Below are 13,336 nucleotides of genomic sequence, written 5' to 3'. Positions count from 1 at the left end.
CGCCAATGGAGGTGCACTGTGTTCCATGCCCGAACGCATCGGCAAACGGTCGCGGCGCTGGTCGGCGGTCTCGCCATGGCCCTCGCTCTCACGGCGTGCGGAGGCTCCGGCGCCACGACCGGCTCCAGCGGCCCGACCGGAGACACGGCCGCTCTCGCGACCACGGCGAAAGCCGCCGCCGACAAGCTGCTCACCCGGCCCACCGAGCTCAAGCTCGGCCAGAAGATCTCCAAGCCCATTCCCACCGACAAGAAGCTCGTCACGGTGAACTGCGGGTTCGAGGCGTGCACGATTCTCGACGGCCTGACGGGTGACGCGGCGAAGTCCCTCGGGTGGGCCGTCGAGGAGATCCAGACCGACGGATCGGCGCAGCAGATCAGCAACGCGTGGCAGCAGGCGATCCGCGGAGGCGCGAGCGCCATCGTTCAAGCAGGTGCCGTCCGATCGCAGATCGAGCCGTACATCAAGCAGGCCCAGCAGGCCGGCATCCAGGTGATCCTGACCGCCACCGACGAAGCGGCCGGCAACGGCGTCCTCGCCGTGCTGCAGGACAAGCAGCAGAGCGCGGTCCAGGGCACGTACGCGGGAATCTGGGTCGCGAACGATGCGCTGCAGACGAACCAGCCCAGTGCGGACACCGTCTACGTCAACATCCCCGACTTCACGATCCTGCCCCCGATCGAGGCCGCCTACAAGCAGTCCCTGCTCCAGTACTGCCCGGGCTGCAAGGTGGACGAGCTGAACATCGGGATCAGCACGATCCAGCAGGCGCCCGATCTCGTCGTCTCGTACCTGCGCAGCCATCCGTCGGTGAAGTACGTCGTGTTCTCCGCCCGGAACATCTTCGACGCGGTGCCACCGGCGATGAAGGCGGCCGGACTGACGTCGGTCAAGACCGCCGACTCGGGAGCACCCGGCTCGACATCGCTCAACCAGCTGCGTTCGGGACTGACGTCGATGAACGTCGCCTACCCCGTGTACAACCTCGCGTACGCCACCGTCGACGTCCTGGCCCGGCACTTCGCCGGGGTGTCCGACAGCGAGCCGCCGGCTCCGTACGAGATCCCCGGCTGGGCGCTGACGAAGGACAACGCGCCGTCGGACAACGTGTTCCCCATCGTCGCGAACACGGTCGCCCAGTACAAGGCTCTCTGGGGAAAGTGAGGCCGCCCCGCGGGGCGCCGCGAAGGCGCCCCGCGGGATCGACCCGACGAGAACCCCACGTGATTTTCGAAGGAGAGAGCGGATGTCCGGATCTCGTGTGCTCGCGGTGAGCGGGCTCTCCAAGACCTTTCCGGGTGGCCGCGTGCTGCACGACGTCGCGCTCGACCTACGAGCAGGCGAGGTCCACGCGCTCGTGGGCCACAACGGCTCCGGGAAATCCACGTTGATCAAGATCCTCTCCGGCTACCACGACTGCGACCCGGGTGGCCGGGCGTGGTTGGGCGACGACGAGGTCCCGCTCCAGGCGCTGGGCCGACCGGATGAGTCGGGCCGGGCCCCGGTGGCCTTCGTCCACCAGGACACGAGCCTGATCCTCGAACTGAGCGCCATCGAGAACTTCGCCCTGCATCGTGGGTTCGGGAGGAGCAGCAGTCTCGCCGCGGCGTCCGACAAGCGCATCCGCGCCGAGACCGCTGCCGTGCTCGCCGAGCTCGCGCCGTCCGTCGATCCCGAGCTACCCGTCTCGAGGTCGGCGCCGGTGGACCGGACGATGATCGCGATCGCCATCGCGGTCGAGAGCCTCCCCCCGGAGGGGGGCGTCCTCGTCCTCGACGAACCGACCGCCTCCCTTCCGCACTCGGACGTCGTCAAGCTCCAGGCACTCATCAGGCAGCTGACGGCCAAGGGCCGCGCCATCCTGTACGTCTCCCATCGGCTCGAGGAGATCATCGAGCTGGGGGATCGTGTCACGGTCCTCCGCAACGGGGTGCGTGTGATCACGGACGACATCGCAGGTATGGGAAAGGCCGACCTCGTCCGGCACATGCTCGGTGACGAGGCGAAGCTGGCCGGCCGGCGTGCTCCGTCCGGCGAGATCGGGCGGTCGAGCAGCCCGCCGGCACTGGAGGTCAGGCAGCTGACCGGCAGCATTGCCTCGGAGGTGTCCTTCAGGCTGGGCCGGGGCGAGGTGCTCGGCGTCTGCGGGCTGCCGGGGTCGGGGGCCTCGGAGGTCTGCGCCCTGCTGACCGGGAACCGAGCCGGAGCACGGAGTGGATCGGTCAAGGTGTCCGGGGGAGCCTGGGTCCCGGCGACCTCCCGCCGGCTGGGGGAGTCGATCGCACTCGTGCCGGCAGACCGGGTGCACAAGTCGGCCATCGGGCCCATGACGATCCGGGAGAACCTGACCATCTCGAGCCTGAGGAGGTTCGGCAGGCTGCTGCTCCGTCGAAAGGCCGAGCGTCGGTTCACCGATCGGTGGCTGAACGTCCTCGGAGTGGTCGGACCCAAGGGCGACAACAGCATCCAGACCCTCAGTGGTGGCAACCAGCAGAAGGTGATGATCGGCCGGGTCCTCGGGAGGGACACCGACGTGCTGGTCGTGTCGGAGCCGACCGCCGGGGTCGACGTCGGTGCGAAGGCGGCGATCTACACGCTGCTCGACGAGCATGTGAGCCAGGGGCTGAGCGTCATCGTCGAGTCTTCCGACACCGATGATCTCGTGTCCCTGTGCGACCGGGTGTTGATCTTCCGTCGCGGGGTGGTCGCCGCCGAGCTCTCCGCGGACGAGATCAGCGAACAGAGGCTGATCAATGAGATGTGAGCACGCAGGCCCCGTGGGGCCCGCGAGCCGGGTCGCGTGCGACGCCGAGCCAACCGAGAGAGCAGTCCATGGATGACGAAGTGCTACTGCGCAAGAGCCCCGATCGCGACGGCGTCGACACGGGCGACGCCCCGCCGCCGGACACGGGCGTCCCGGAACCACCGCGGGCCCGGGGCTCCGTGAGCCGAGTCCTGAGCGTGACCAGGTACGGCGGGATCTACGTCCTGGTCGTCATGGTCGCCGTCTTCTCCCTGGTGTCTCCGGCGACCTTCCCGCAGGGGGCGACCTTCTGGCAGGTCCTGAACTCCAACGCGGTCCCGGCCCTCGCGGCGCTGACGCTCGTCGTCCCGCTGGCCGCGGGCGTGTTCGACATCTCGATCGCGAACACGATGAGCCTCAGCGGTGTGGTCTGCGCCTTCCTGCTGGTCCACGCCCACTGGAGCCCCCTCGCCGCCATCCTGGTCGCGCTGGGCAGCGCGCTCCTCATCGGCGTGGTGAACGCGCTGATCGTGGTGGTCGGGAAGGTCGAGTCGCTGGTCGGGACCCTGGCGTCGGGTTTCGTCGTGCAGGCCGTCGTCCTGTGGTGCACGAGCAGCCAGACGATCACCGGGCAGGAGCTCACGGGTTCCTTCCAGAACATCGTGTTCGACCAGCCGATCGGCCAGATGACGCTGCCCGTGCTCTACGCGCTCGCGGTCGGCCTCGTCATCTGGTATGTGCTGAGCATGACCCCGCTGGGCCGGCGGATCTATGCGACGGGCTTCAACCGGGAGGCCGCGCGGCTGGCAGGGGTCAAGACCGCCCGGATCCAGGCGTCGGCGCTCGTCGCGTCGGCGTTCCTGGCAGGACTGACCGGCATCGTGATCACGGCCCAGCTCGGGGCGGGCTCGCCGACCGGGGGGAACAGCTACCTCCTCCCGGCCTTCGCCGGTGTGTTCGTCGGTGCCACGCAGATCCGACCGGGACGCTTCAACGCGTGGGGGACGGTCCTGGCGGTGATCCTCTTGGGGACGCTGACGATCGGGCTCGCCCTCGCGACCGTCCCGCAGTGGGCCCAGCAGCTCGCCACCGGCCTCGTGCTGATCGCCGCGCTGGTGATCGCCGGGAAGGAACGGCGATCGGCTGGTCGCGGGGACAAGACCAAGCGCCTCCGGGCACACCGTGGTCGTGCCGCACCCCACAGGGTCGGCTGATCCCGAACGGACTCGGCGATAACGGCTCGGCCCCCGGCACCTGCGGTGCCGGGGGCCGAATCGTCTGTCTCAGAGCCCTGAGATGATCTTCGTCTCGAGGTGCTCGCCGATGCCCTCCGGACCGCCTTCACGCCCGAGGCCCGACTGCTTGAACCCGCCGGCGGGCTGAGTCAGGCACAGGCCCCAGCCGTTCACGGTGATCTGACCGGTGCGGACGGACCGGGCGACTCGCTCGGCCAGGACGGTGTCCGACGCGAAGACGGCGCCCGACAGTCCGTAGTCGGAGTCGTTCGCGATCGAGATCGCCTCCTCGACGGTGTCGAAGGGCTGGATGCAGAGCACCGGCCCGAACACCTCCTCACGGGCGATGCGCATGGCGCCCGTGACGTCGGTGAACAGGGTCGGCTCGTAGTACCAGCCGCGATCCAGGTGCGCCGGCCTCCGCCCACCGCAGGCGAGTCGTGCGCCTTCCGCCTGCCCGATCCGCACATAGCCCTCGACCCGGTCGCGCTGACGTTCCGCGGCGAGGGGCCCCAGGTCGGTGCCCTCGGCGAACGGGTCGCCGACCGTGAGGCCGTCGAGCATTCCCACCACGGCGTCGGCGATCTCGGCCTGCCGCCGCCGGGGCACGACGAGCCGGGTGAGAGCGGCACAGACCTGCCCGGTGTGCCCGATCCCGGCCTGGACGAGGGTGCTGAGGAAGTCGTCCAGGGCGAGGTCGTCGAGCACGATCCCGGCGGACTTCCCACCGAGCTCCAGGGTGACGCGGGCGACCCGGTCGGCGCACAGCGCCATCACCCGCTTGCCGGCGGCGGTGCTCCCGGTGAACGAGATCTTGTCGACCCCGGCATGCCGCACCAGGTGTTCACCGACCTCGCGTCCCGCCGGCAGGACGCTGACGACGCCCGGCGGAAGGTCGGCAGCCTCCAGGGCTTCGGCCAGCAGCATCATGCTGACCGGGCCCTCCGGCGCCGGCTTGACGATCACCGGGCAGCCGGCGGCGAGCGCGGGCGCCATCTTCAACGAGGCGGTCGTCACGGGGCCGTTCCAGGGCAGGATGATCCCGACGACGCCGACGGGCTCCCGGACCAGCCGCACGGTGGCGTCTCCGACGAGGCGCTCCTCCTCGAAGGCGAACGTCTCCAGCAGGCGGATGTTGTCGTCCCACAGGTTCAGCGCGCTCTCGTGGAAGGCTCGGCTGACGCCCAGCGGTGCACCGATCTCGGCGCTGAACGCGACACACATGTCGTCCAGGCGCTCGGCGATCGCCTCCCGCACCCGGCGCAGGGCGGAGATCCGCTCGGCGGCGGTGGTCCGGGGCCAGGGGCCCCGGTCGAAGGCCTCTCGCGCAGCGCTGACCGCGGCGTCGACGTCGGCCTCGGTCGCCTCCGGCACCCGGGCGAGCTCCAGCCCGGTCCCCGCGGCGATCGAGCCGATGACGCGCGTCGTGGCCGGGGGTACCCATGCCCCACCGATGAAGAGGCGGTCGAAGCTGCGCAGCGGGGGATAGGTCGGTACGGACGTGGTGGTGGTCATGGCCGGTCGTCCTCCGTCGTGGGGGTGGTGGTGATCGGCTCGCCCGGGACGTCGCCCAGGAGGTCGGCCGCTCTCTCGCCGATCATGAATGCGGTCAGGTTGGTGAGGCCGGTGGTGATCACCGGCATGATCGAGGCGTCGGCGACCCAGACCCCGTCCAGCCCGTGGACGCGCAGGCGCTGGTCCACGACGGCGCCGTCGTCCGGCGACGGCCCCATCCGGCAGGTTCCGGCTGCGTGGTATCCGGTGGACACGTTGGCGCGCAGCCAGTCGCGGAGGAGATCGTCGTCGGCGACGATCTCGGCCGCGGGGAACAGGACCTCCTCGACGTGCCGGGCCACCGGCTCGCTGGTGGCCACGGCGTGCCCGAGCCTGACGATCTCCATCAGCCGACTCATGTCGTCGGGTTCCGCCAGGAAGTTGAGGTGGATCTCCGGCCGGACGTCGGGATCGGCCGAGGTCACCGTGATCCATCCGGTCGACCGGGGCTTGGCCACCAGCCCACAGACGGACATCGCCTTGCTCTCACCGAGGTCGAGGTCGAGCAGCAGCGCACTCGGCTCGAACACCGGCGGGAAGAGCATGATGTCGTCCTTCTCGCCGACGGCCGCGGACGCGGTCTTGAGCGCGACCAGTGCCCCGTAGCGCCGGTCGGGAGCGTCGGACTTCAGCACGCTCACGACGAATGCCAGGGGATGGTCCTGCAGGTTCCGGCCGACGCCGTCGAGGACACAGACCGGATCGATGCCGAGCCTGGTCAGGGCCTCGGCAGGCCCGACGCCGGAGAGGGTCAGGATGTGCGGGGTGTTGATCGCACCCGCGGCGAGCACGACCCGGTCGGTGGGGATGACCTCAGTCCCGCCGGCCGTGGTGACCTCGACACCGCTCACCCGGCGCCCGTCGAACAGGAGACGCCGCACCGTGACACCGCTTCGGATGGTGAGGTTGGGGCGCTTGCGTGCCTCGTGGATGTAGGTGAAGAGGCCGTTGGCCTGTACCTCTCCGGCCTGGTTGCGGGGCAGCGATCCGACCCCCGTCGAGTCCGGGGCGTTGTGGTCGGGGCAGGCGGGGTAGCCGCGCGCGAGCAGCGACTCCTCCACCGCGACGACCGCTGTGGGCCACCGGGCCCGGTCGACCCGGGTGATGGCCACCGGGCCCACGGCGCTGTGGTGCGGGTCCGTCCCGAACTCCTCGTCCGCCTCGAGCCTGGCGTAGTAGGGGAGGACCGAGTCGTAGTCCCAGCGGTCGTTGCCGAGAGCGACCCATTTCGCGAAGTCCTCGCGAGTTCCCCGATGCGCGATCGAGGCGTTGACGTTCGACGAGCCACCGACGACCCGGCCTCGGGGATAGCCGAGCGTCCTCCTGCTCGTGGCGGGTTCCACGAAGTAGGCCTCGAGACCCCAGTCGTGGTCCTCGGCCAGGTCGTAGGGATTCCGGATGGACGGCGGCGCGGAGTCCCGGTCCGGGTAGTCGGGTCCCGCCTCGAGCAGGAGGACCTCGTGCTCGTCGTCCTCGCTCAGCCGGGCGGCCAGGGCGCTGCCGCTGCTGCCGCTGCCGATGATGACGGTGTTCAGGCCCACGTCGGGTCTCCTCGGTCACGAGCGGAGGTGCTCAGGGTGTGTCGTCGTCGGAATCCGGGTCGAGGAACACGGGCCGGAACAGGTCGGTCCGCGTCGAGGCGATGGCGGACGGGCCGTCGAAGGCCATGCGCCCGCCGTTCATGACGAATGCGTGGTCGGAGTAGCCGAGCGCCAGCGGTGCGTTCTGCTCGACCACGAGCAGCCCGACGCCTCGGTCGCGGAGCTCGAGAAGGGCCGCGACGAGCCGGTCGACCACGGCCGTGCTCAGGCCCAGCGAGAGCTCGTCGATCAGCAGGTATCGCGGGTCGAGCTGGATGCTGCGGGCAAGGGCCACCATCTGCTGTTCTCCGCCGCTCATCGTCCCGGCGCGCTGTCCCAGCCGTCGGCCCAGCTCGGGGAACAGCTCGAGCGGGTCCGGGGTGTCCGGGTGCCGCGTCCGCGGTCGGGTCAGCCTGAGCGTCTCGGCCACGGTCAGCTCCGCCATGAGCCCACGGCCCGACGGGACGAGCACCAGGCCACGGCGCGCGAGCTCGCTCGCCGGGCGGCGGCTCACGTCGGCCCCGTCCAGGGTGACGCTGCCCGCGCTGGGCGGACGGATCCCGACGATCGCGTTCAGGACCGACGACTTGCCGGCGCCGTTGGTCCCGACGAGCACGGACAGGGTCGCGGGCTCGATCCGGATGTCGATGCCGTGGACGGCCTCGAACTTGCCGTATGTCACGCGAATGCCGCGAGCGTCCACGCCGGCCGGCGCGGCCGCCACTTCGCCCGAGGGCTCCGAAGGGCGTTCGGTGACCTCGGGACGGGGAGTGGCGGACGAGTGGCCCGTGGCTGCGTGCGTGCGCCGCTGCAGCAGGTCCCGGAAGCCGTCGTCGCCTCGGCGAAAATCGTCGGCGACAGCGCCCTCCGCCATGACGATGACCCGGTCCGCGGCGATCGACACGAGCGAGGCGTCGTGTTCGACGATGAGATAGCCGACCTCGGGTGCGGCGTCGGCACTGGCGCGAAGGCGTCTCGCGAGCTGGTCGACCTCCGCTCGCGCCAGCCCGGCCGCGGGCTCGTCCAGCAACACCCAGCTCGGAGAGGCGACCGCGACCGCCGCGAGCTGGACGACCTTGGCCATGCCGAGCGACAGCTCGCCGATCTCGGTCTCGAGCCAGCGGGTCAGGCCGAACCGGCCGGCGACGTCGTCGATCGCGGCGTTCGACGCCCGGTCGTGCCGCCGACGGCGTCCGACTCGGAGGAGAGCCTCGGCGAGGCTGTAGCGACGGGTGCGGAAGGTCGCCACCCGCAGCGTCTCCCGGACGGTGAGCTCGGGGAACAGCTCGCCGTCCTGGAAGCCCCGCAACATCCCGAGCTCGGCCCGTTGCCAGGCCGACGCCGCGGTGATGTCCCGGCCGTCGAGCACGATCGTCCCGGCGGTCGGGCCGACCGTGCCGGACAGCATGTCGAGGAACGTGGTCTTCCCCGCGCCGTTCGCGCCGACGAGGGCGGTCACCTCGCCCGGACGGAGCGTGGCCGCGACGTCGTTCAGTGCGGTGACCCCGGAGTAGCGCTTGGTCAGTGCCTCACAGGTCAGTAGCCCCTTCATCGTGAACCCCCGCCGGCCAGGTCGACGTGATCGGCGCCTCGGCGCCGGCCCGCGATCGCAGACATCGCGCGCAGGCCACGCAGCACCACGTCCTGGAGGACGGGGGCGAGCCCACGGGGTGCGAACCACGCCGCGAGGAGCAGGACGAGCCCGATGACGATGTCGTTGTAGTTGGTCGTGGGGAGGACCTGTTGGTAGACGACGATCAGTGCGGCGCCGACGCTCGCGCCGAGCGGATGACCGCGGCCGCCGATGACGACCATCGCGAGCATCTGCACGGAGAGGCCGAACGTGAACTGGTCGGGCGACAGGTACCCGCCGACGATCGCGAAGAGCAGGCCGCCGACACCGGCGAAGAGCCCGGAGAGCGCGAATGCCCTCAGCCGCACCCTGACGGGGTCGACGGCGAGCGATGTCGCCATGCGGGCGTTCTGCCCCACGGCGCGCCAGCTGATGCCGACGACCGAGCCGCGGAGGAGCTGGTAGGTCAGGATCGCCAGCGCGAGTAGTCCCAGACAGATCAGGAGGAGGTGCTCGGGGTCGGCGAGGTCGAGCCCGAGGAGGGAGCCCGCGACGACGGCTCGACCGGCGGTGCCGCCGAAATAGGGCACGCTGCCGAGGACCAGCTCGACCGCCAGCACGAGTACCAGCGTGTAGACGGCGAGGGCGAACCCGGAGACGCGCAGTGCCGGTAGCCCGATCACCAGACCGGCCAACAGACCCGCTCCGCCGGCGGCCACGAACGCCAGGAACGCATGGTCCGCGACGAGCTCCTGCCCGGCGTAGGCCCCGACCGCCATCGCTGCGGCGGGGGCGACGGAGATCTGGCGCAACCAGCCCACCACGAAGTCGAGTCCGGTCGCCACGATCGCGTAGACCGCGAAGGTCGCGATCACCGTGGCCAGGTACGGCTGGCTCCGGGCTCCGAGGGCACAGACGAGCATCACGACGGCGACGACGGCGACGTAGCCCGTGCCGCGGATCGTCCCTCGATGTCGAATGGTCATCAGGCGTATCTCTCGGATCGGGCGATCATGAGACCGCGCGGGACGACGAACAGCATGACGACGAGGACCGCGAGCGCCACGACGTCGCGCCCGCTGAAGGTGAAGTAGCGGTCCAGGAAGGCGTTCACGATCCCGTACACGGCCGCGGCGACGGCGATCGCGCCGAAATGCTCGAAACCCGCGAGTGCGGCGATCGCGAACGTGGAGATGAGGACGACATCGATGCTGCCGGCCGCGACGTAGGCGGTCTGGAAGTAGAGCACGGCCGCCACGAAGGCGAGCCCCGTGCCGACGAACCACGACAGCAGCTGGAGCCGCCGCGTCCGGATCCCGGCGAGCTCGGCCGCGTCCCGGTTCGCCACCGTCGCCCGGAGCTGGATCCCCACCGTGGTGAAGCGTGCAGCCGCCCACAGGGCCGCGCCCACCGCGAGCACGGTGGCGAGCGAGCCGAGGTAGCTGAACGGGACGGTCTCGTCACCGACCCGGACACCGCCCGCCCCGAAGAGCTCGGGTAGCCGGTAGGGCTCCCGAGGGCCCCAGACGCCCACGGTGACGGCGCGGATGGCCAGGTAGACGCCGAAGCTCGCGATCACCGGTGCGAGCGCCCCTCGCGCGCTCCGCGACATCGCCAGGACGATGTAGCCGAAACCGACGCCGAGCAGACCGGTGATGACGAACCCGACCAGCAGACCGGCGGGGCCACTGAGGTGGTCCAGGACGTGCCACTGGATGTAGGCGTACACGCCGACCGCGCCCATCTCCCCGTGGGCGAAGTTCACCATGCGGGTGCCGCGGTGCACGACGGCGATGCCGAGAGCCATCATCCCGTAGATGCTGCCGATACAGATCCCGATGATCAGCGCAGTCACGAGCGACCTCCTTCCGAGATGTCGAGCGGACCGGCTCAGCTGACCGGGAGCGTGTCGCCGGCGAGCGTCACCTTGCCGCCGTCGACCCTCGTCAGGAGGAGTTTCCGGATGCCCAGGTGGTCGTCCGCGCTGAAGGCGACCGGCCCGGCCAGGGTGTCCGCGGTGCCGTCGGCCAGCCGCGCCGTCACGGTCGCGGCGTCGACCTTGTCGCCCGAGGCGCGCAGGGCCGAGAGCATGACCTCGGCCGCGGTGTAGCCGACCGCCGTGAACGAGCTCGAGGGATCGGCCTTGGTTCGCGATCTGATGTTCTCGGAGTAGCTCGCCCACTGTGCAGAGCTGCCGCTCAGGTCGACGCTCACCACACCGAACGCGCCCTGGGCGGCAGAGCCGGCGAGGGTGGCGAAACTCGACTCGCTGCTCGCCCCACCGGCGTAGAAGGGCGCCGTGAGGCCGACGTTGGCGGCGTTCTTGGTCATCGTGGCGAGATCGGTCACGATCGACTGCACGACGACGGCATCCGCACCCGTGGCCTTCACCTGCGACAGCACACCGGAGTAGTCGGCGGACCCTCCGGCCACCCGGATGACGGTCGTCGGCGCGAGCCCCGCCGCGGTCAGGGACTGTTGTGCTCCGGCGATGGTCTCGTCGCCGACCGGGCCGTCGGTGGCGAGCACCGCCACCCGCCTGGCGCCCTTCGACTCGACGGCATACCTCGTCATCGCCTGGTAGATCGCACGGGTGCCGGGCAACAGCGGGAAGAGATACGGGTTGACCGGCCGGTACCAGGTCTCCGAGTACGCCAGCGGCCCGACCATCGGCACCTTCAGCTGGGCCGCCTGCGGGACCAGCGACGCCGCGGCGTTGGTTCCGTAGGGCCCGATGATGCCGACCACGTCGTCCTGTTGGGCGAGCTTCTTGGCGCCTGCGATCGTCCGGGGGACCTCGAACCCGTCGTCGACCTTGTCCAGGACGACCTTGCGCCCGTTGATCCCGCCCTTGTCGTTGGCGGCCCCGATGGCGGCCTCGATCCCGGCGAGGTACTGGGCGGCGGTGGCCGCGGACGGCCCGGTCAGCGGGAGGACCGTTCCCACGCGGATGTCGCCTTGCGCGGTCGAGCTCCCGGAACCCCCACCGCCGCAGGCGGTGAGGGCGAGAGCCGCCGTGGCGGCGAGAACGAGAGTGCTGCGTAGACCGACCCGGCCGAGGAGCGGCGCGTTCCGTGTCATGTTGCCTCCTTTGGAAACCGAACGGAAACGATGTGCACCTCGGACCACACGTCAGCGGGAGATCCGGCGTTCGAGGTGACCTATCAGGGGCGAGAAGGGGTCGGCCCTTCTCAGGACGTGAGCATGTTGGTCTCGCCGCCGTCGACCACGAGGGTCTGAGCGGTGATCCACCGTGCTTCGTCGCTGACGAGGAAGAGGATCGCGTGGGCGACGTCCCAGGCGGTTCCTTCGCGGCGGAGCATGTTTCGGTCGCGTCGTCGCGCCCGTTGCTCCGCCCGCACCGTGTCGTCCTCGATCCGGCGCTCGACGAAGGGTGTCCACACCGCACCCGGGACGACGGCGTTCACCCGGACGCCGGCGGGACCGTGCTGGGCCGCCATCGTGATGGTCATGCCGAGGAGAGCGGCCTTGGACGTCGCGTACTGCAGACGCTCGACCCCGCGGATGGCCGCGGCGGAGGAGACGTTGACGATCGCCCCACCGGCCGACATGCGGGGGATGACGTGGCGCGGGAACAGCAGGTAGGGCCGGATGTTCGTGCGCATCGTCGCGTCCCACTCGGCAAGATCCACATCCACGGCCGAGGCGGCCTGCTCGCCGATGACGCCCACGTTGTTGACGAGCACGTCGATCTGCCCCGTCGGTCCGGCGGCGCGTTCCACCGCCGCACGGCACCCGAGGTCGTCGGTGGCGTCGGCGCCGACGGCGGCGGCGCCGCCACCCGACGCCCGGATCATCGCGACGGTCTCCTCGGCCGCGCTCGGGTCGCGGTCCACCACGGTGACGAAGGCTCCCTCCCTGGCGAGCAGGAGGGACGTGGCGCGTCCGTTGCCGATTCCGGGAGCGCTCGACCCGCCTCCGACGACGATGGCGTACCGACCCGCCAGCCTGTCGTGTCCGGGCCGGGTACTCGGATCAGTCATCGGGGGTCTCCCAGAGCGCGCGGCCGTAGGCCTCCCAGCCCGCGGTGCCCTCGACGAGCACGACGGCGGTCAGGGCGGTGCGGAGTGTCTCCACCGGCATCCCCAGGCTGCGGGCGCGGGCCAGGTGTCGTTGTCCACCGGGAACGAAGCCCGCTCGCGCCGAGACGAGCGCCAGGAAGAGCTCACGCAGCGCCGGGTCGCCCGTGGCGTCGGCGAAGAGGCTCTGGCGGGTGTCGAGATAGAGCTCCCCGAGAGCCGGTAGTCGCTTCACCAGGTCCCCGATGGCTTCCGGAACGGTGTCCTGGGTAGCGGCGAAGTGCTGGGACAGCCGCTCGTCCAATGGTCGTGTGTCGGCCTCGTCGGCGGGAGTCACGTGCACCTCCGAGAGCGCGGTCCGGCCGGCGATGGACCATCTCGATACGCCGAACGCCAGTACCGTCGCCTCGACGAGATCGTCGACGACCTGGGTCGAGACGCCGTACTCGGCAACGCGAGCCAACGCGGCCGAGGCCTGGCCGGGACGGCCGGCCACGATCGCGATCATCGCGTCGATCAGTGCGTCCAGGGGCGCCGGAAGTTGCGCGGCGAGGTCTGCCAGGCGATCCGGCCACCGCTCCGCGGTCGTCATCCTCTCCTCGGGCACGGGA

At 70.6% G+C, this 13,336-nt stretch carries 11 protein-coding genes; 3 read left to right on the top strand and 8 right to left on the bottom strand.

Translation table 11 applies throughout. The annotated features are described in order from the left end of the window. The first annotated feature begins 75 nt into the window (after positions 1 to 75). The 3 genes from ABD324_RS17295 (at position 76) to ABD324_RS17285 (ending at position 3,957) form a co-directional block, all read left to right on the top strand. Positions 76 to 1,164 (top strand): sugar ABC transporter substrate-binding protein, encoded by a 1,089-nt coding sequence (locus tag ABD324_RS17295; protein ID WP_344417841.1) that lies wholly within the window; start codon positions 76 to 78, stop codon positions 1,162 to 1,164. A gap of 82 nt (positions 1,165 to 1,246) precedes the next feature. Beyond that, entirely contained in the window at positions 1,247 to 2,764 is a 1,518-nt protein-coding gene (locus ABD324_RS17290; protein WP_344417839.1) for a sugar ABC transporter ATP-binding protein, read from the top strand. Positions 2,765 to 2,832: 68 nt separating this feature from the next. Next, positions 2,833 to 3,957 carry an ABC transporter permease gene (locus ABD324_RS17285; protein WP_344417837.1) on the top strand — a complete coding sequence of 375 codons (1,125 nt, stop codon included), beginning with the start codon at positions 2,833 to 2,835 and terminating at the stop codon, positions 3,955 to 3,957. A gap of 69 nt (positions 3,958 to 4,026) precedes the next feature. Here ABD324_RS17285 and ABD324_RS17280 read toward each other — a convergent pair whose 3' ends face one another. From ABD324_RS17280 to ABD324_RS17245, 8 genes are all read right to left on the bottom strand, one after another. Beyond that, positions 4,027 to 5,493, bottom strand: a complete 1,467-nt coding sequence (locus tag ABD324_RS17280; RefSeq protein WP_344417835.1) for an aldehyde dehydrogenase — start codon at positions 5,491 to 5,493, stop codon at positions 4,027 to 4,029. Further along, positions 5,490 to 7,073, bottom strand: coding sequence for a GMC family oxidoreductase (locus ABD324_RS17275; RefSeq protein WP_344417833.1), 1,584 nt, complete (start codon positions 7,071 to 7,073; stop codon positions 5,490 to 5,492). Before ABD324_RS17275 ends, ABD324_RS17280 begins: the two co-directional genes overlap by 4 nt. A 31-nt stretch (positions 7,074 to 7,104) precedes the next feature. Next, positions 7,105 to 8,664, bottom strand: a complete 1,560-nt coding sequence (locus tag ABD324_RS17270; RefSeq protein WP_344417830.1) for an ATP-binding cassette domain-containing protein — start codon at positions 8,662 to 8,664, stop codon at positions 7,105 to 7,107. Continuing rightward, positions 8,661 to 9,671: a branched-chain amino acid ABC transporter permease gene (locus tag ABD324_RS17265; RefSeq protein WP_344417828.1), complete on the bottom strand. Its 1,011-nt coding sequence runs from the start codon at positions 9,669 to 9,671 to the stop codon at positions 8,661 to 8,663. The genes ABD324_RS17270 and ABD324_RS17265 overlap by 4 nt, the downstream gene beginning before the upstream one ends. Then, positions 9,671 to 10,540, bottom strand: a complete 870-nt coding sequence (locus ABD324_RS17260; RefSeq protein ID WP_344417826.1) for a branched-chain amino acid ABC transporter permease — start codon at positions 10,538 to 10,540, stop codon at positions 9,671 to 9,673. The genes ABD324_RS17265 and ABD324_RS17260 overlap by 1 nt, the downstream gene beginning before the upstream one ends. A gap of 35 nt (positions 10,541 to 10,575) precedes the next feature. Beyond that, the gene (locus ABD324_RS17255; RefSeq protein WP_344417824.1) at positions 10,576 to 11,766 is read right to left on the bottom strand and encodes an ABC transporter substrate-binding protein; all 1,191 of its coding nucleotides are present in this window, start codon (positions 11,764 to 11,766) and stop codon (positions 10,576 to 10,578) included. 110 nt (positions 11,767 to 11,876) lie between these two features. Beyond that, the gene (locus ABD324_RS17250) at positions 11,877 to 12,689 is read right to left on the bottom strand and encodes an SDR family NAD(P)-dependent oxidoreductase (protein ID WP_344417822.1); all 813 of its coding nucleotides are present in this window, start codon (positions 12,687 to 12,689) and stop codon (positions 11,877 to 11,879) included. Next, complete coding sequence (locus ABD324_RS17245; RefSeq protein WP_344417820.1) at positions 12,682 to 13,332, bottom strand: hypothetical protein; 651 nt, start codon at positions 13,330 to 13,332, stop codon at positions 12,682 to 12,684. Before ABD324_RS17245 ends, ABD324_RS17250 begins: the two co-directional genes overlap by 8 nt. Between the last annotated feature and the right edge of the window lie 4 nt (positions 13,333 to 13,336).

The organism is Pseudonocardia ailaonensis (genome assembly GCF_039531635.1).
Taxonomy (GTDB): domain Bacteria; phylum Actinomycetota; class Actinomycetes; order Mycobacteriales; family Pseudonocardiaceae; genus Pseudonocardia; species Pseudonocardia ailaonensis.
Note: the sequence above shows the minus strand (reverse complement) of the source record. Positions and strands in the feature narration are given on the sequence as shown.